Annotated in this window: 15 protein-coding genes, 2 tRNA genes and 1 pseudogene; 10 read left to right on the top strand and 8 right to left on the bottom strand. The window is 63.5% G+C overall.

Features of this window, described 5'->3' with window-relative positions:
- The first annotated feature begins 78 nt into the window (after nt 1-78).
- The 3 genes from B2U07_RS21320 to B2U07_RS21310 all read left to right on the top strand — a co-directional run bounded on the left by B2U07_RS21320 (nt 79) and on the right by B2U07_RS21310 (nt 3,813).
- Nucleotides 79-2,829, top strand: coding sequence for a response regulator (locus tag B2U07_RS21320; RefSeq protein ID WP_296277766.1), 2,751 nt, complete (start codon nt 79-81; stop codon nt 2,827-2,829).
- Between the two features lie 149 nt (nt 2,830-2,978).
- Complete coding sequence (locus B2U07_RS21315; RefSeq protein ID WP_197856706.1) at nt 2,979-3,410, top strand: hypothetical protein; 432 nt, start codon at nt 2,979-2,981, stop codon at nt 3,408-3,410.
- 4 nt (nt 3,411-3,414) lie between these two features.
- Nucleotides 3,415-3,813 carry an META domain-containing protein gene (locus tag B2U07_RS21310; protein WP_275546196.1) on the top strand — a complete coding sequence of 133 codons (399 nt, stop codon included), beginning with the start codon at nt 3,415-3,417 and terminating at the stop codon, nt 3,811-3,813.
- Between the two features lie 227 nt (nt 3,814-4,040).
- Here the strand turns inward: B2U07_RS21310 and dinB are convergent, their stop codons facing one another.
- On the bottom strand, nt 4,041-5,093 hold the full coding sequence (gene dinB / locus B2U07_RS21305) for a DNA polymerase IV (RefSeq protein ID WP_197856708.1): 1,053 nt from the start codon (nt 5,091-5,093) through the stop codon (nt 4,041-4,043).
- A gap of 144 nt (nt 5,094-5,237) precedes the next feature.
- On the opposite strand from dinB, the gene B2U07_RS21300 reads away from it, so the two are divergent.
- The 7 genes from B2U07_RS21300 (at nt 5,238) to B2U07_RS21270 (ending at nt 10,032) form a co-directional block, all read left to right on the top strand.
- Nucleotides 5,238-5,314: transfer RNA gene (locus tag B2U07_RS21300), tRNA-Met, on the top strand.
- Between the two features lie 115 nt (nt 5,315-5,429).
- Nucleotides 5,430-5,506, top strand: a tRNA-Met gene (locus B2U07_RS21295).
- A gap of 142 nt (nt 5,507-5,648) precedes the next feature.
- Nucleotides 5,649-6,971, top strand: a complete 1,323-nt coding sequence (gene rimO / locus B2U07_RS21290; protein ID WP_296277763.1) for a 30S ribosomal protein S12 methylthiotransferase RimO — start codon at nt 5,649-5,651, stop codon at nt 6,969-6,971.
- Between the two features lie 522 nt (nt 6,972-7,493).
- Entirely contained in the window at nt 7,494-8,204 is a 711-nt protein-coding gene (locus tag B2U07_RS21285) for an rRNA pseudouridine synthase (RefSeq protein WP_296277761.1), read from the top strand.
- A gap of 43 nt (nt 8,205-8,247) precedes the next feature.
- On the top strand, nt 8,248-8,454 hold the full coding sequence (locus tag B2U07_RS21280; protein WP_197856711.1) for a hypothetical protein: 207 nt from the start codon (nt 8,248-8,250) through the stop codon (nt 8,452-8,454).
- A 10-nt stretch (nt 8,455-8,464) separates the two neighbouring features.
- Nucleotides 8,465-9,166, top strand: coding sequence for a tRNA (N6-threonylcarbamoyladenosine(37)-N6)-methyltransferase TrmO (tsaA, locus tag B2U07_RS21275; RefSeq protein ID WP_296277759.1), 702 nt, complete (start codon nt 8,465-8,467; stop codon nt 9,164-9,166).
- Nucleotides 9,167-9,258: 92 nt separating this feature from the next.
- Nucleotides 9,259-10,032 (top strand): SDR family oxidoreductase, encoded by a 774-nt coding sequence (locus B2U07_RS21270; RefSeq protein WP_296277758.1) that lies wholly within the window; start codon nt 9,259-9,261, stop codon nt 10,030-10,032.
- A gap of 3 nt (nt 10,033-10,035) precedes the next feature.
- Here the strand turns inward: B2U07_RS21270 and B2U07_RS23220 are convergent, their stop codons facing one another.
- From B2U07_RS23220 to hppD, 7 genes and pseudogenes are all read right to left on the bottom strand, one after another.
- Entirely contained in the window at nt 10,036-10,899 is an 864-nt protein-coding gene (locus B2U07_RS23220) for a methyl-accepting chemotaxis protein (RefSeq protein WP_419096375.1), read from the bottom strand.
- Nucleotides 10,894-11,079, bottom strand: a pseudogene (locus B2U07_RS23215) (HAMP domain-containing protein); the annotation flags it as partial. The pseudogene B2U07_RS23215 and the gene B2U07_RS23220, both read right to left, overlap by 6 nt.
- Nucleotides 11,080-12,299: 1,220 nt before the next feature.
- Nucleotides 12,300-13,760: a sodium-dependent transporter gene (locus tag B2U07_RS21260; RefSeq protein WP_275546205.1), complete on the bottom strand. Its 1,461-nt coding sequence runs from the start codon at nt 13,758-13,760 to the stop codon at nt 12,300-12,302.
- A 91-nt stretch (nt 13,761-13,851) separates the two neighbouring features.
- The gene (gene maiA / locus B2U07_RS21255; protein ID WP_275546206.1) at nt 13,852-14,502 is read right to left on the bottom strand and encodes a maleylacetoacetate isomerase; all 651 of its coding nucleotides are present in this window, start codon (nt 14,500-14,502) and stop codon (nt 13,852-13,854) included.
- 87 nt (nt 14,503-14,589) lie between these two features.
- Nucleotides 14,590-15,573 (bottom strand): fumarylacetoacetate hydrolase family protein, encoded by a 984-nt coding sequence (locus B2U07_RS21250; protein ID WP_197856717.1) that lies wholly within the window; start codon nt 15,571-15,573, stop codon nt 14,590-14,592.
- Between the two features lie 103 nt (nt 15,574-15,676).
- On the bottom strand, nt 15,677-16,810 hold the full coding sequence (locus B2U07_RS21245; protein WP_275546207.1) for a homogentisate 1,2-dioxygenase: 1,134 nt from the start codon (nt 16,808-16,810) through the stop codon (nt 15,677-15,679).
- Between the two features lie 4 nt (nt 16,811-16,814).
- Nucleotides 16,815-17,897 (bottom strand): 4-hydroxyphenylpyruvate dioxygenase, encoded by a 1,083-nt coding sequence (gene hppD / locus B2U07_RS21240; protein WP_275546208.1) that lies wholly within the window; start codon nt 17,895-17,897, stop codon nt 16,815-16,817.
- Nucleotides 17,898-17,914: the final 17 nt, after the last annotated feature.

Genomic DNA, 17,914 nt, shown 5'->3' with positions numbered 1-17,914 from the left:
CTAAACGACAATCGCTCACCTACAGATTCCGGCGTGCCGAATCGCTACACTGCCCAGATGTTCTGAAGGAGGAAGATCGTGTTCAAGGATCTCAGCATCAAGGGGCGCGTATTGCTGCTCACCCTGCTGCCCACCAGCCTGCTGGCGCTGGTGCTGGGCGGCTATTTCACCTGGGTGCAGTTGTCGGGTCTGCAGACGCAGCTGTTGCAGCGTGGCGAGATGCTGGTCGAACACCTGGCGCCGTTGGCTGCCCCGGCGCTGGAACAGAACGACGTGAAAAAACTCGAACGCATCGCCCGGCAGGCGCTGGAGCATCCGGACGTTCGCGCGGTCGGTTTTCTCGCCCCCGAGCGTGCGTTACTGGCGCATGCCGGGCCGAGCATGCTCAACCCGTCGCCCACCGGCCAACCGGGCGTCAGCCTGCTCAGTGGACAGGACGCCACGCGCTTTCTGCTGCCGGTCTACGACCAGCACCTGGTGCTCAGCGACAGCCTGGATGATGAGCGCACGCTGGAGCTGCTCGGCTGGGTCGAGCTGGAGCTCTCGCACCAGGGCACGCTGCTCAGCGGTTATCGCAGTCTGTTCGCCAGCCTGCTGCTGATCGTCGGCGGCCTTGCCGTCACTGCCCTGCTCGCCTTGCGCATGAGCCGCAGCATCAACGGCCCGCTGCGCGAGATCAAAGCCGGCGTCGCCCTGCTCAAGGACGGCCGCCTTGAAACCCGTCTGCCGCCGCTGGGCAGTCATGAAATGGACGAGTTGGCCGGCGGCATCAACCGCATGGCCGAAGCCCTGCAGAACGCCCACGAAGAACTGCAGCACAGCATCGAACAGGCCACCGAGGACGTGCGCCAGAACCTTGAGACCATCGAGATCCAGAACATCGAGCTGGACTTCGCGCGCAAGGAGGCACTGGAGGCCAGCCGCATCAAGTCCGAATTCCTGGCCAACATGAGCCATGAGATTCGCACCCCGCTCAACGGCATCCTCGGCTTCACCAACCTGCTGCAAAAAAGCGAGCTCAGCCCGCGCCAGCACGATTACCTGTCGACCATCGAAAAATCCGCCGACAGCCTGCTCGGCATCATCAACGAGGTGCTCGACTTCTCCAAGATCGAGGCCGGCAAGCTGGTGCTCGAGTCCATCCCCTTCAACCTGCGCGACCTGTTGCAGGACACCCTGACCATCCTCGCCCCTGCCGCCCATGAAAAGCAGCTGGAGCTGGTCAGCCTGATCTACCGCGACACCCCGCTGGCCCTGCGCGGCGACCCGCAGCGCCTGAAGCAGGTGCTGACCAACCTGGTGAGCAACGCGATCAAGTTCACTCGCGAAGGCACCATCGTCATGCGTGCCATGGTCGAGGATGAAAGTGCCGACACCGCGCAGCTGCGCATCAGCGTGATGGACACCGGCATCGGCCTGTCGGATGAAGACCTGCGCGCGCTGTTCCAGGCCTTCAGCCAGGCCGACAACTCGCTAAGCCGCCAGGCCGGCGGCACCGGCCTTGGTCTGGTGATTTCCAAGCGCCTGATCGAGCAGATGGGCGGCGAGATCGGCGTCGACAGCACCCCGGGCGAAGGGTCCGAATTCTGGATCACCCTGACCCTGCCCAAGGCCCGCGACGACGCCGAAGACCTGCCGCGCACTGCCCTGCAGGGCCGTCGCGTGGCCGTATTGGAAAGCCACGAGCTGGCGCGTCAGGCACTGGCCCACCAGCTCGAGGACTGCGGCCTGGAAGTGCAAAGCTTCGCCGACCCTGGCCAGCTCTTCGAGGCCGTGCACGCCCAGCAGCATGGCCAACCGCCGCTGAGCCTGGCGGTGCTGGGCATCACCGCCAGCCAGATGCCGCCCGATGTCCTCGGCCAGCGTATCCATGAGCTCGACCACCTCGGCTGCAAGGCCCTGGTGCTGTGCCCGACCACCGAGCTGGGGCTGTTCCACGAGTCGCTGCCCGACGCCTACACCCAACTGCAGGCCAAGCCTCCCTGCACGCGCAAACTACACAAGGCGCTGGTGGAAATGGTCAGCCCGCAACGCTCGGCCAGCGAGCCGGTCGCCATCGGCGACACGCGCCGACCGCAGATCCTCTGCGTCGATGACAACCCCGCCAACCTGCTGCTGGTGCAAACCCTGCTCGATGATCTGGGCGCCCAGGTCAAGGCTGTGGATAGCGGGTACGCCGCAATAGAAGCCGTCCAGCAAGGCAGCTTCGACCTGGTATTCATGGACGTGCAGATGCCCGGCATGGATGGCCGTGAAGCCACCGAAGCGATTCGTCTGTGGGAAAGCGAAGAAGCCCGCAGCGCCACGCCGATCATCGCCCTGACCGCCCACGCCCTGGCCAATGAGAAGCGCGCCCTGCTGCAAAGCGGTATGGACGATTATCTGACCAAGCCGATCAATGAGCGCCAACTGGCCCAGGTGGTGCTCAAGTGGACCGGCCTAAACCTGCGCAACCAGCCGAGCCACAAGGTCGCGCCACCTGCGCCGCCCCAGCTGCAACCCAAGGTGCTAGACGCCGAGGAAGGCTTGCGCCTGGCCGCGGGCAAAGCCGACCTTGCGGCGGACATGCTGAGCATGTTGCTGGCCGGCCTGCCGGGCGACCGCCAGGCCATCCGCCAGGCACGTGACGCCGGCGAGCGCACCGCATTGATCGAGCGGGTTCATCGGCTGCACGGCGCCACCCGCTATTGTGGTGTGCCACAGCTGCGCGCCGCCTGCCAGCGCAGCGAGACGCTGCTCAAGCAGGATGACCCCGAGGCTCAACGCGCGCTGGACGAATTGGACGACGCGATTGCACGCCTGACCGACGCAGCCGCCCAGAGCGCATAGGGCCAGAGCTGTGGCCCGGATGCAGTCCAGGGTAACCGGGTTACGCAGCTTTTATAGGCGCGAATTTATTCGCGATTGCAGCGCGACACCTAGCAGACGCCATAGCGCGCAGCCCCGCGTGATAGCATGCCGGCTGAACCGGAGGACCCATGGCCGAACACGATTTCCGTTATTCCCTGCTCAACCCGCAGCACACCCTTACCGAATGCCGCGCTCTTGCACCGGGCCGCTACCAGGTCACCGGCAACGGCGGCTCGATCCAGCCCAGCGACACGCTGCTGGTCACTCTCAAAGGTAGCCGCGACCTGCACATGCGCCTGGACGTGGAAAAGGTTCGCCACCTGATCAACCCGCCCGGCCAGTGGCTGGCGGTGTGCAAAGGGCCGCAGTTCAAGGAGCTGGCCATCCATAACTGGCAGGTGAACTGCGACGGCTGCGGCAAGCAACTGGATTTCGAATTCGCCGTCGATGCCGCCCTCGGCAAAGCCGCGCAAGCACCGGCTGCCGAGGCCCGCATCGCCGAACTGGGCTGGCGCAACGACGCCGGTCGTCATCTGTGCCGTACCTGCCAGGAGGCCTGACCCCATGCACCGCGCCCTGCCCCTAGCCCTGCTCGCCGCCACACTGGCCGGCTGCGCCAGCGACACGCCGCAACTGGAAACCGAACGCAGCTATCGCGTGGAGTGGATCGGCGAGCGCCCGTTGATCGATCGCAGCCACCTGACCATCACCTTCGCCGCCGACGGCCGGGCGCACGGGCATGCCGGCTGCAATCACTGGTTCGCCGGTTATTCGCTCAAGGATGACGCGATCCGTTTCGAGGCACCGGGCAGCACCCGCAAGATGTGCGCACCGGCGCTGATGGAACAGGAGCAGCGCTTCCTCGCAGCGCTCGGCGAGGTGCAGCGCTGGGACTTCAACGGCATCGGCCAGCTGCAGCTGTGGCCGGCTAGCGGCAAGCCGATCCGCCTATGGGCGGAATGAGAAGGTAGTCCGGATGCAATCCGGGGTTACCCAATTGGCGCCCCGCTCTGGCAAAGAAATCGCGGATAAATCCGCTCCTACAAGGGCGTACTGCAGTCAGGCAGGGCTGTTGTAGGAGCGGATTTATCCGCGAAATGAGGCGACTGAAGCGGTGCATCGCCCCTTCTCCTACCAGTTAGATCGGCACATCAACAGATAACGCAGAACGCTTGCGGGTTGCATCCGCGTTACGCAAACAGCTCCAACTGCTCCTGCCGCCCTCGCAGGTCATGCAGCCTGACCCCCACACCGAGCAGGCGCACCGGCTTGTCGCCGCGGGCGAAGGCGTTGCTGAGCAATACTCGATAGCTTTCCAGATCCCGGCTGGCCCCCGCCTGCTCCAGCGTGGTCTGGGTGAAGTCGTGGAACTTGACCTTGACGAAGGGCTTGTCCGGCCGATAGCTGGCGTCCAGGCGCTGCAGACGGCCGTTCATCTCTTCCAGCAGCGCTGGCAATTTTTCCAGGCAGGCGTCCAGATCGGGCAGATCCTGATCATAGGTGTGCTCCACGCTCAGTGACTGGCGGCGGCTGTCCACCTTCACTTCGCGTTCGTCGATGCCCTGGGCCAGGCGCCACAGGCGCTCACCGAAACTGCCGAACTCGCGCACCAGCGCCAGCTTGTTCCAGTCGCGCAGATCCAGGCAGGTGCGAATGCCCATGCGCGTCAGCTTGTCGGCCGTGACCTTGCCGACCCCGTGCAGCTTGTTCACCGGCAACTCGGCAACGAAAGCATCGACCTGATCCGGGGTGATGACGAACAACCCATTGGGTTTGCGCCAGTCGCTGGCGATCTTGGCCAGGAACTTGTTCGGCGCCACGCCGGCCGAAACGGTGATGTGCAGCTCCTGCGCCACGCGGCGGCGAATCTCCTGGGCGATGCGCGTGGCGCTGCCGGAAAAATGCGGCGAGTCGCTGACATCGAGATAGGCCTCATCCAGCGACAGCGGCTCGATCAGATCAGTGAACTGGCGGAAGATGCCGTGGATCTCACGCGAGACGCTGCGGTAGACCTCGAAGCGTGGCTTGACGATCAGCAAGTCCGGACACAGCTTCAGCGCATGCCGGGACGACATCGCCGAACGCACCCCATAGGCACGCGCCTCGTAATTACAGGTGGCGATCACCCCGCGACGCTCCGCCGAACCGCCTACGGCCAGCGGACGATTGGCCAGGCTCGGATCGTCACGCATCTCGATGGCGGCGTAAAAGCAGTCGCAATCCACATGAATTATCTTGCGCACAACATCCTCGGAAGCCTTGCCCGGCCTGGCCTGGAGCACTGCAGTCTAACAGTTGTTTGATGCTAAGCATCTGAGTTGAAAACACTTTTCTCGCAAAAAGCGGTTGACACCGAAGCATCTGACTGTAGAATGCCGCCCCACAGACGCGGGATGGAGCAGTCTGGTAGCTCGTCGGGCTCATAACCCGAAGGTCGTAGGTTCAAATCCTGCTCCCGCAACCAGCTTTACGAAAAGGCCACTCAAATGAGTGGCCTTTTTGCTTGTTCGAAAATTAATATTTTCGATCAAAAGCAATAAATCGATTGACAACGCTTTAATCAGGCGTAGAATGGCCGCCGCGGGATGGAGCAGTCTGGTAGCTCGTCGGGCTCATAACCCGAAGGTCGTAGGTTCAAATCCTGCTCCCGCAACCACCTTCAGAAAAAGGCCACTCAAACGAGTGGCCTTTTTCGTTTGCGCCCGTTGACCAGCACTGGTCAAGCGTATGATCCATCGCTAGAATTGCGCACTTTTTGATCAGAGGCGCCACCCAGGCGCCCTTAGAGGTTAGCCCGCATGTCCACCGCCACCCCGAAAGTCGGATTCGTCAGCCTTGGTTGCCCGAAAGCAACTGTCGACTCCGAACGCATCCTGACCCAGCTGCGCATGGAAGGTTACGAGATCGTACCGACCTACCAGGATGCCGACGTAGTGGTGGTCAATACCTGCGGCTTTATCGACAGCGCCAAGGCCGAGTCGCTGGACGCCATTGGTGAGGCGCTGGCCGAGAACGGCAAGGTGATCGTCACCGGCTGCATGGGCGTGGCCGAGGACAGCATCCGCGGCGTGCACCCGAACGTGCTGGCCGTCACCGGCCCGCAGCAGTACGAGCAAGTGGTCAGCGCTGTGCACGAGGTGATTCCACCGAAGACCGAGCACAACCCGCTGATCGATCTGGTGCCGCCGCAGGGCATCAAGCTCACGCCGCGTCACTACGCCTACCTGAAGATCTCCGAAGGCTGCAACCATACCTGCAGCTTCTGCATCATCCCGTCGATGCGCGGCAAGCTGGTCAGCCGCCCAGTGGGCGACGTGCTCAGCGAAGCCGAGCGCCTGGTCAAGGCCGGCGTGAAAGAGCTGCTGGTGATCAGCCAGGACACCAGCGCCTACGGCGTCGACATGAAATACAAACTGGACTTCTGGAACGGCCAGCCGGTGAAGACGCGCATGCTCGAGCTGTGCGAGGCCTTGTCGTCGATGGGCGTCTGGGTACGTCTGCACTACGTCTACCCCTACCCCAACGTCGACGACGTGATCCCGCTGATGGCCGCCGGCAAGCTGCTGCCGTACCTGGATATCCCCTTCCAGCACGCCAGCCCGAAAGTGCTCAAGTCGATGAAGCGCCCGGCCTTCGAAGACAAGACCCTGGCACGCATCAAGAAGTGGCGCGAGATCTGCCCGGAGCTGACCATCCGCTCCACCTTCATCGTCGGTTTCCCCGGCGAGACCGAAGAAGACTTCCAGTACCTGCTGGACTGGCTGACCGAAGCCCAGCTCGACCGCGTCGGCTGCTTCCAGTACTCGCCTGTAGAAGGCGCGCCGGCCAACGACCTGGGCCTGGAACCAGTGCCGGATGAGGTCAAGCAGGAGCGCTGGGAGCGCTTTATGGCGCACCAGCAGGCGATCAGCTCGGCGCGCCTGCAGGCCAAGATCGGCCTGGAAATGGACGTATTGGTCGACGAAGTAGACGGCGAAGGCACCGTGGCCCGCTCCTGGGCCGATGCCCCGGAAATCGACGGCAGCGTGTTCATCGACTCCACCAGCGTCAAGCCGGGCGACAAGGTGCGCGTGCGCATCGTCGATGCCGACGAGTACGACATGTGGGGCGAGCTGGTCTGATCGACCACGCCTTGCAGGAGCCCCGCTCAGTGCGGTAATGCTGTTCACTTAAGGTTGCACACGCTTCGCTCCCCTCTCCCATTTATAGGAAAGGGTTGGGGAGAAGGCCGAAAACACCGCGAGACTGCCATTTTCCCCTCGCCGAACGCGGCCCGCCCTAACCCTCTCCCCAGAGGGGCGAGGGGACTGATTGCGTCAACCCCTTTTAAGTGAACAGCATTACCGTCAGTACGGGGCTTTTTTGTCCAGCGCAGCATCCTGATAACCGCTGAACCGACTGGCTACGGCACCTGTGGGAGACGCTTCAGCGGCGAGCTTTTTTCAGCGGTAACACCACTGATCGCGTCTAAAGTCCCTCCCACAAAAACCGATGCACCGCACTGGCTTCAGCCGCGAAATTCATGGTGCGCCTGTTCGTGGCTGAAGCCACTCTTCCGGATGTCACACTCCGGACGCAGCTTTCTCACCCCCAGCCTGCACCATCACCGGTACAATGGCCTCCTTTTCCTGCCGAGCCAGCCCATGAGCGAACCCACCCGCCTGTCCAAACGCGTCATCGAACTGTTCGGCTGCTCTCGGCGCGAGGCTGATCTGTACATCACCGGCGGCTGGGTCACGGTGGATGGCCAAGTGGTCGAGGCGCCGCAGTTCAAGGTCGAGGATCAGCGTGTCGAACTGCTGCCCGGCGCCAGCCTCGAGCCGGTAGACCCGGTCACGCTGCTGGTGCATTGCCCGGCCGGCGCCAGCGCCGCGCAACTGCAGCACCTGCTCGTGCGCGAGCGGCACTGGGAGGAAGATCCGCACGCCCAGCGCATTCTGCATGGTCACTTCCTGCGTCAGGAACAAAGCCTGCCATTGCAGAACGGCGCCAGCGGCCTGGTGGTGCTTAGCCAGGACTGGCGCGCCCAGCGCAAGCTGCGTGAAGATGGCGCCAAGTTGGAGCAGGAATACCTGATCGATGTCACCGGCGAACTGCCAGCCAGCACCTTCGAGCGCCTGAAGAAGGGCCTGATCCACAAGGGCACGCAGTTTCCACCGTGCAAGGCCAGTTGGCAGAGCGAACAGCGCCTGCGCTTCGCCCTGAAGAACCCGGCACCCGACCTGCTGCGGCAGATCTGCACGGCACTGGGCCTGAAAGTGCTGGGCATGAAGCGCATCCGTATCGGCGGCGTGCCGATGGCCAAGCTACCGTCCGGGCAATGGCGCTATCTGGGTGAGAAGGAACGATTCTAAGGCCGTGTTAGGCTGTGCCCGTCACGCTCTCGAGACCACCATCATGCGTACCCTGCTCCTTACCGCCCTCCTCGCCATGAGCCTGCCGAGCCTCGCCGCGCCAGCGCCCTTCTTTCTCTGGCAGAGCAAGGTCGACGGCCACCTGACCTGTGCCCAGACCAGCCCTGGCGAAGGCTGGATTCGTTTCACCGGCCCGTTCCGCGACGCCGGTTGCCGGGTGGCACACGACGCGCCCGTCAACCGCCGCTAAGCAGGACGCCATGCAGCATCTGGTCTCCCCGGTCGGTGTCGTCCGTTCCTGTTTCAAGGAAAAGTTCGCCATTCCCCGCCAGCCGCATCTCGCCCCCGCCGCGCGTGGCGTGCTGGAACTGCTGCCGCCCTTCGATCAGGGCGAAGCCGTTCAGGGGCTTGAGCAGGTCAGCCATATCTGGCTGCTGTTTTTGTTCCACCAGGCGCTGGAAGACAAGCCGCGTCTGAAGGTGCGTCCGCCGCGCCTGGGTGGCAATCAGTCGGTCGGCGTGTTCAGCACTCGTGCAACCCATAGGCCCAACGGCATCGGCCAGTCGGTGGTGCGCCTGGAGCGCGTGGAGCCGGGCCGCCTGCACCTGTCCGGTATCGATCTGCTCGACGGCACGCCGGTGCTGGATATCAAGCCCTATGTGCCCTATGCCGATGCCGTGGCCGATGCACGCAATGACATGGCCGAGGCGCCGCCGCCGCTGATTGCGGTGGACTGGCAGGAAGATGCGCTAGCGTTGGCGCGTCAGCATGCGCTGCGTCTGGCCGAGCCCCTGGTGGAGCTGATAGAGCAATGCCTGGCACAGGACCCGCGCCCGGCCTATCAGCAACCGCAACCCGAACGACGCTACGGCGCGCGCTTCTGGGATCTGGACGTGCACTGGCATTACCCGGAGCCAGGGCACATCCGCGTACTGGATATGCAATTGGCCACAGCCAACTGAGCGCATGAAGCGTCATTTCGGCCGGCAATGATGCCTGCTTTCCTCGGAGCCAGGCCCTAGGGTGAAGACCTCACATTCATCGAGGCCTTCTCATGCATCCGTATTTCTCCCTTGTCGGCCGCACCGCCCTGGTCACTGGCGGCACCCGCGGTATCGGCCTGATGATCGCCAAGGCCTTCGTCGAGGCAGGCGCTCATGTCTATGTCTGCGCCCGCGATGGCGAAGCCTGCGCGCAAACCGCCAGCGAGCTGTCGGCGCTGGGCCAATGCACCGGCATAGCAGCCAACCTGGCCAGCGAGGAAGGTGTGCAGGCGCTGGCTGCCGAACTGACCGGGCGCATCGATCAGCTGGATATTCTGGTCAACAACGCCGGCACCACCTGGGGCGCGCCGCTGGAAAGCTATCCGGCCAAGGGCTGGGAAAAGGTCATGCAGCTCAACGTCACCTCGGTGTTCGGCTGCATCCAGCAGTTGCTACCACTGCTGCGCAAGGCAGGCTCTACGCAATGCCCGGCGCGTGTAATCAATATCGGCTCGGTAGCCGGCATTAGCGCCATGGGCGAACAGGCCTACGCATACGGCCCCAGCAAGGCCGCGCTGCATCAGCTGTCGCGCATGCTGGCCAAGGAGCTGGTGAGCGAACACATCAACGTCAATGTGATCGCACCGGGGCGCTTCCCGAGCAAGATGACCCGCTTCATCGCCGAGGACGAAGCCGCGCTGGCCGCCGACACCGCGGTGATTCCGATGAGGCGTTGGGGCCGTGAAGAGGAAATGGCCGCCCTGGCGCTGAGCCTGGCCGGCAGCGCCGGCGCCTACATGACCGGCGCCATCATCCCCATCGACGGCGGTTTTCACCTGGGCTGAGGGTCAGGTGCGGAACTGTCGCACCAACCCCTGCAACTCCACACCCAGGCGCGCCAGCTCGGCGCTGGAAGCGGCAGTCTGCTCGCTGGCGGTAGCGCTCTGTTCGCCGATGTCACGCACACGGGTCACGCTTTCGTTGATCGCCTCGGCTACTGCGCTTTGCTCTTCGGCGGCAGCGGCAATCTGCTGATTCATCTGTTCGATGGTGCTGACCGCCTGGGTGATACGGCCGAGCGCATCGCCTGCCTCACCGGCAAGCTCGACAGTGCGGCGGGTCAGATCGCGGCTGCTGTCCATCTGCTGCACCGCGCCCTTGGCCATGCGCTGCAGGCCGGCAATCAGGCTTTCGATCTCCTCGGTGCTGTCCTGAGCGCGCTTGGCCAGTGCCCGTACCTCATCGGCGACCACGGCAAAACCGCGACCCTGCTCGCCCGCCCGCGCCGCTTCGATGGCCGCATTGAGCGCCAGCAGGTTGGTCTGCTCGGCAACGTTGCGAATCACCTCCAGCACGGTACCGATACACGCGCTCTCCTGATTCAGGTCGGCAATGGCCTTGGCCGACTGCTCCACTTCGCTGGCCAGGCTGTCGATCTGATCCACGGCCTGTTGCACCACGCGGTTGCCCTGCTGTGCCTCGAGGTCGGCATCACGCGCCGCCAGCGAGGCCTGCTCGGCGTTCTGCGCCACTTCCTGCACGGTGGCCGCCATCTGGTGCATGGCCGTGGCGGTTTGTTCGGTCTCCAGTTTCTGCGTCTGCACACCGGCACTGGTCTGCGCGGTGATCGCTGACAACTGCTCGGCAGCCGCGGCGATCTGCCCGACGCCGCCACCAATGCGACTGACCAGATTGCGCAGGCTGACGGTCATGTCCTGCATGGCGGCGAGCAGTTGCCCGACTTCGTCGCGGCGATCCAGCGGTATGTCCTGGCTGAGATCGCCGGCGGCGATACGCTGGGCAAAGGTCACGGTCTGGCGCAGCGGTGCGACGATCAGGCGGGTGATCAACAATGCGGCGCACAAGCCCAGCACCACTGCCGCAGCGCCCATGATGCCGAGCATTACCAGCGCACGCCGCGTGTCGACGAGCATGTGTTCGTCGGCGCTGGCTTCAGCCGACTCGGCCAGGTCGACCACCGAGCGCGCGCGCTCGATCATGGCTTTTTCGGTTGCCTGGTTCTGCTCACGAAGCTGCTGGTAGTAGAGGAAGGAGCGCTGATACAGGGTCAGCGCCTGCAAGGCGGTGTCGATGGCGGCTTTCTGATCATCGTCGAGCCAGACCTTCAGGCTGCCGGCAACGGTTTGCAGGTCTTCGCTGACGTATTCCCACTCTTCCAGCGCTTCAGCGGAGCCGTCGATGATGTACAGGCTCTCGTGGCCTCGCAGGTCGAGCATGCGCTTGCTCAGGCCGGAGGCGGTTTCCGCCAGAGTCAGCGGGTCGCTGCCGCGCAGGTTGTCACCCTGCAGGCGCAGCTCACGCACGGCGTCGTACATGTCCAGCTCGATCACCTCGAACTGGTCACGGGTTTCTGCTGCGGCGGTGCGCATGTCCTGACGGGCTTCGCGCGCCTTGTCCTGCTGCTCGACATAATTGTCGAACTGTTTCAGGTACTCGGCCGTGGCCTGCTGCATGGTCTTTACGCGCGTACCTTCGGCCGCATTCTGACTCAGGCGCTCCAGCATGCCTTGCACCTTGAGCAGGCTTTCGCGCACTTGCGCCGCGCTCTCCTGAGTCTGCTCGATGGCGAAACTGCGCTCGAGGCGACGTGCCTGGAGAATTTCCTGGTTTACCTGGGCCAGTTGTCCGACCTGCTCGTGCCCCTTCAACACCGCCTGCACGGCCAGATAGCCAATGACCGTCATGGCAGCGGTAAGCAACAGGACCAAACCGAAACCGATGAAAAGCTTCTTGCCCACGGCAAGGTTGGCGAAAAAGCGTGTGGCAGACGTGAACATAAGGGGATAGCTCCGAGTTCTTCTTATTGCAGCCGCGCCTCGTGGGCTCGACTTTATTCGACTGACTAGGCAACAGCTGTGCCATTGCGCATACAGCCTATCGGCAGGAAGTGGGAGCCGCTTGAGTGCTGGCAATTCGCCAATAAATTACTGGCCGCATAGCCAATGTCTTACATGGAAAAAGGAATATTCGGCAATTATCCGCTTATCGATGCCCAATTGCTGGCGATTAACCGCCGATGGCTGAGGCAATCCTTAATCCAGAAAAAAGCGCAGCTTCTGACGAAACTGCGCCTTTATCGACTCGCTGTGCATCAACGTCCGGCGAGCACTGGCACCACCCGCGGTCGCAGCATTTCCCCGGCCACAGTCAGCAGGCCGATGGCACCCGCGATCCAGTACCACTGCGCGACCGGGTCGAACAGCAGCCAGCCCAGCGCATGCAGGAACACCACCATGATCAGCACCGGGCTGACGTAGCGCGCCATGAACAGCCACAGGGCGTAGCCAGCCGGCGGCAGGTCCAGTTCCTCGCGCATGATTTCGCTGCGCAGCGCGTAGCCGGCCAGCAGCACGATGAGGATGCCACCCAGCGGCATCATCCAGCGCGAGGTGAGGTAGTCCAGCCAGTCGAAGAGGTTCTTGCCCAAAGGCGTCCAGCCCGACAGCAGGTTGAACGACAGCATCGCCAGCAGGCTGATCACCAGCAGCACAGCGCCGGAAGCCAGGGCGGCACGCAGACGGCTGATGCCGTGTTTCTCATTCAGATAGGCGACCGTGGCTTCGATCATCGAGATGGCCGAGGTCAGCGCGGCGATCGACACCATGGCGAAGAACAGCACGCCGAACGCGGTACCCAATGGCATCTGCTGGAAGGCAAGCGGCAGGCTCATGAAGATCAAACCTGGTCCTGCCCCGGGGCTCATGCCGTTGGCGAAGATGATCGGGAAAATCGCCAGGCCGGCGAGCAAGGCCACGCAGGTGTCGCAGATCGCCACCAGGAAAGTCGTGCGAGCGATGGACTGGCCATCGGGAATGTACGAGCCGTATGTAAGGATGGCACCCGACGCCAGACTCAGGGTGAAGAAGGCATGCCCCAATGCGGCCAGCAGCGCCTCGCCGGTGATCTTCGAGGCATCGAAATGGAACAGGAAATCGAAACCGGCCTTGAAACTGCCGCTGGTGAAGGCGTAGCCGACCAGTACGATGAGCATCAGGGCCAGGCCCGGCATCATCCAGCGCACCGCGTTCTCGATGCCCTTCTGTACACCCTTGGCCACGATCCACAGGGTCAGCAACGCCACCAGCACGCTCCAGCCACCGAGTTGCCAGGGGTTGGCATTGTGCGCCTCGAACACCCCACCGAGGGCCTCGACGCTGGTGGCAGCCAGTGAGCCGTCGAGCATCTTCCAGGTGTAGGCGAATGCCCAGCCGGCGACGACCACGTAGAAGCACAGGATCATGAAGCCGGCGAGCATGGCCATGCCGCCGACGGCCTTCCACAACGGGTTGCCACCGTTCTCGCGGACCACGCGGCCAATGGCGTCGATCGGGCTGCCACGGCCACGACGGCCAATGGCGATCTCGGTCATCATCACCGGAATACCGATGGCCAGGATGCACGCCAGGTACATCAGCACGAAGGCGCCGCCGCCGTACTCACCGGTGATGTAGGGGAATTTCCAGATATTGCCCAGGCCAACGGCCGAGCCGGTTGCTGCGAGAATGAAGCCCCAGCGCGAGAGCCAGAGGTTCTTCGGTTTTTCACGAGTCATGCGTCACCTGCTTGTTTTTATCTGTGACGGAATCGGACCCGCCGCGCTCGTGGCGCAGCGGAATGCAAGGCTTGGGTTGAAGCCGGAGATGTCACTGGGCGTCGGCTTGCACCTCCGGCGCGGCCAGTTGGAAGGCCTCCAGGAGTTCGCAGCGCGCCGCCATGGCGACAATGCGTGGATACGCGGCAAGGTCACAGTTAAAACGCCGCGCATTATACAGCTGCGGAACCAGACAGGCTTCCAGATATCCGGGGCGCTCGCCGAGCGACAGGCGGCCGTCGAATACGGCCAGGCCCTCCTCCACCGCTGTAAGACCGAGCGCGACCCAGTGCTGATACCAGGCGCTCTTCGCCTCGTCGGAGGCGCCCAGTTCACTGGACAAGTACTGCAGCACGCGCAGGTTGTTCAGCGGGTGCACGTCGCAGGCCAGATGCAGCGCCAGCGCCCGTACCTGCGCACGCTCGGCCGGATCGGCCGGCAACAGCGCCGGCACCGGGAAGATTTCCTCAAGGTACTCGATGATCGCCAGGGACTGGGCGATGCGTACGCCACCGTTTTTCTCGTCCAGCAAAAGCGGTAGCAGGCCCTGCGGGTTCAGCGTGCGGTAGTCGGCGCCATGCTGCTGGCCGCCATCCTTTACCAGATGCACCGGCACTTGTTCGAAGGCCAGGCCCTTGAGGTTCAGGGCGATGCGCACACGGTAGGCGGCGCTGGAGCGCCAGTAGCCGTAGAGTTTCAACATGAGGCTGCGCCTCCAGCGGCAAGCTGCAAGCGACAAGCCTCAAGCAAAAGCCTGCGCGCACACCGCTTGCAGCTTGTGGCTTGCAGCTTATGGCTCATAACGTTCCACCACCTGGTCGATGGCGCCGAAAATGCTCTGGCCAGCTGCGTCGAACATCTCGATGCGCACCCGGTCGCCGAACTTGAGGAACGGCGTTTTCGCCTCGCCCTGCTCGACGATTTCCAGCATGCGTTTCTCCGCCAGGCAGCTGGAGCCGGCGCTACGGTCATAGTTGGACACGGTGCCCGAACCGATGATGGTGCCGGCGCCCAGCGGGCGGGTCTTGGCGGCGTGCGCCACGAGGGTCGGGAAGTTGAAGGTCATGTCCACGCCAGCATCCGGCTGGCCGAACAGCGCGCCGTTGATATGCGAGACCAGCGGCCGGTGCACCTTGCCGTCCTTCCAGCTCTCACCCAGCTCGTCCGGGGTGATGGCGACCGGGGAGAAGCTCGACGACGGCTTGCTCTGGTAGAACCCAAAGCCCTTGGCCAGCTCGCCAGGGATCAGGTTGCGCAGCGAAACGTCGTTGACCAGCATCAGCAGACGGATGTGTCCGCCCGCCTCGGCTGGCGTGGCGCCCATCGGCACGTCATCGGTGATCACCGCCAGCTCTGCCTCCAGGTCGATGCCCCAGGCTTCGTCAGCCAGGCAGATCGGGCTATGCGGCGGGATGAAGGCATCGGCGCCGCCCTGATACATCAGCGGGTCGTGCCAGAAGGATTCGGGCATCTCGGCGCCACGGGCCTTGCGCACCAGCTCGACGTGATTGACGTAGGCGCTGCCGTCGGCCCAATGGTAGGCGCGTGGCAGGGGGCTGTGGCAGGCCGCCTGATCGAAAGCGAACGCGCCCTCCTCCAGGCCATCGTTGAGGCGCTGATAGACCGCCTCCAGCCTGGGCCGAGCGACAGCCCAGTCGTCCAGCGCGGCCTGCAGGGTGATGGCGATCTGCGGCGCAAGCACGGCGCGGGTCAGATCGCGGGAAACCACGATCAGCACGCCATCGCGGCCTTGGTTCAGTGATGCGAGTTTCATCGGTAATCCTTCGAATTCTGAGGTAGGAGCGAGCTCTGCTCGCGAACCCGGACCGAATAAAAAGCTTCGCGAGCAGAGCTCGCTACTACAGGTTTGTTTAACCCTACAGCCCCGGCGCGCGCCAGGAATTGACGTACTCGGCGACATCCACCGCACCGGCGGCATCGGCCACCTCCAGGGCGCGGCGGGTGTCGATCATCACCGCCACCTCGTCGATGAAGGTGGCCGGGTCCTCCTGACTCTTCTTCAACGCCTTGGGATGCGGACCGTGTGGGAAGCCACAGGGGTGCAGGGTAACCATGCCCTGCTCGATGTTGTCGCGGCTGAAGAAGTTGCCACGGTGGTAGAACAGCACTTCGTCGTAGTCGTCGTTGTTGTGAAAGAACGGCACCTTGAGCGCGCCGGGGTCGGATTCCACCGGCCGCGGGGTGAAGGTGCAGATCACGAAGCCATTGGCGACGAAGGTGGTGTGCACCGAGGGCGGCAGGTGGTAGCGATGGCTGATCAGCGGACGAATGTCGCGCCAGTTCAGGCGCACCACGGTGTTGTCGCCGTGCCAGCCGACCACGTCCAGTGGATTGTAGGGATAGGTCACGGTACTGATCTGGCCGCGCCGCTTGATGCGAATCTGCCAGGTGTTTTCGTCCTGCTGCGCCTTGAAGGCGTCATCGATATGCGGATGCTCCAGCACCGCCAGGTCGAAGATTGCCTGCGGGCCGAGCAGACCCTTGTCCGGCAACTGGTAGGCGCCGTCGGTGTTCTCGATCAGCAGGAAGTAACTCGGCGTGCTGGCTTCGATACGCCAGGCGGTGCCGCGGGGGATCAGCAGGTAGTCGCCGTCGCGATACTCCAGGTGGCCGAAGTCGCAATAGAAATGCCCACTGCCTTCATGGACGAACAGCAGCTCGTCGCCGTCGGCATTGCGCACCAGATGGCGCATGGCGCCGTGGGTGCGCCAGACGCGCAGCTTGACGTCGGCGTTGTGCAGCGTCAGCGGCGCCGCCAGCGGGCAATCGCGCTCGCTGGGGATGTCGTTGAAGTTGAACGCGTGCGGGCGCAGCGGGCCTTGCCAGTCGATCCAGCCGGTGGGCGGATGCTTGTGGTGCAGGTGCGCGGTGGGGCCGAAGAAGCCCTCGCGGCCCATTTCGCGCTCGTAGGTGCCCTGCGGCAGATCGCAGTGCGCCTGGCGTGAGCACTCGCCTTCACGCAGGGGAAAGCGGATCCATTGACGGCTCATGGCATCACTCCTCGGAGATCACACCGCGACGCAGCTGGTCTTCCTCGATCGACTCGAACAGCGCCTTGAAGTTGCCCTCGCCGAAGCCCTGGTTGCCCTTGCGCTGGATGATCTCGAAGAAGATCGGGCCGATCACCGTGTTGGTGAAGATTTGCAGCAGGATGCCGTCATCGCCAGGCGCGCCATCTATCAGGATGTTCAGCTCGCGCAATACGTCGGTCGGCTCGCCATGCCCGGCGACGCGGGTATCAACCTTCTCGTAGTAAGTGTCCGGGGTGGTCATGAAGTCGACGCCATTGGCACGCAGCTGGCGAACGGTGGCGTAGATGTCGTCGGTGGACAGCGCTATATGCTGGATGCCTTCACCGTGGTATTCACGGATGAATTCCTCGATCTGCGATTTGTCGTCGGCCGACTCGTTGATCGGGATGCGGATCTTGCCGCACGGCGCGGTCATGGCGCGGGAGAACAGGCCGGTGAGCTTGCCTTCGATGTCGAAGTAGCGGATCTCGCGGAAGTTGGCGATACGCTCGTAGAAACCGGACCAGACATCCATCTGCCCACGGCGCACGTTGTGGGTCAGGTGGTCGATGCACTGCAGGCCGACGGCGTTGTCGTTGGGGCTGCGGCCTTCGACGTACTCGAAGTCGACGTCGTAGATGGTCTTGTCGCCATAGCGATCGACGAGATACAGCAGCGAGCCGCCGATGCCTTCGACGCAGGGAATGTTCAGCTCGCCGAAGTTGGCGTGGCTGCCCACCAGTTTGGCGCCCTGCTGCTCGACGTAAGCAGCGGCCTGCGCGGCGTTCTTGACCCGGAAGGCCATGGCGCAGGCGCTGGGGCCGTGCTTCTCGCCAAAGGCACGCACATGCCCGGTGGGGCTGCCATTAAGCACGATGTTGATGTCGTTCTGCTGGAACAGCCACACCTCTTTGGAGCGGTGCTTGGCAGTTTCGGTAAAGCCCATGGCGGTGAACAACCCGCGCAGTTGCTCGATGCCTTCGGCAGTCGGTGCGGTGAATTCAACGAACTCGAAGCCGTCGGTGCCGATGGGATTGTGCTGCTCGATCTTGTTCACGGCGTTCATCTTGCCTCCTGATTGTC

The sequence above is a fragment of the Pseudomonas sp. UBA7530 genome (assembly GCF_002479365.1).
GTDB lineage: Bacteria > Pseudomonadota > Gammaproteobacteria > Pseudomonadales > Pseudomonadaceae > Aquipseudomonas.
This window is presented reverse-complemented; position numbering and strand designations above follow the sequence as displayed.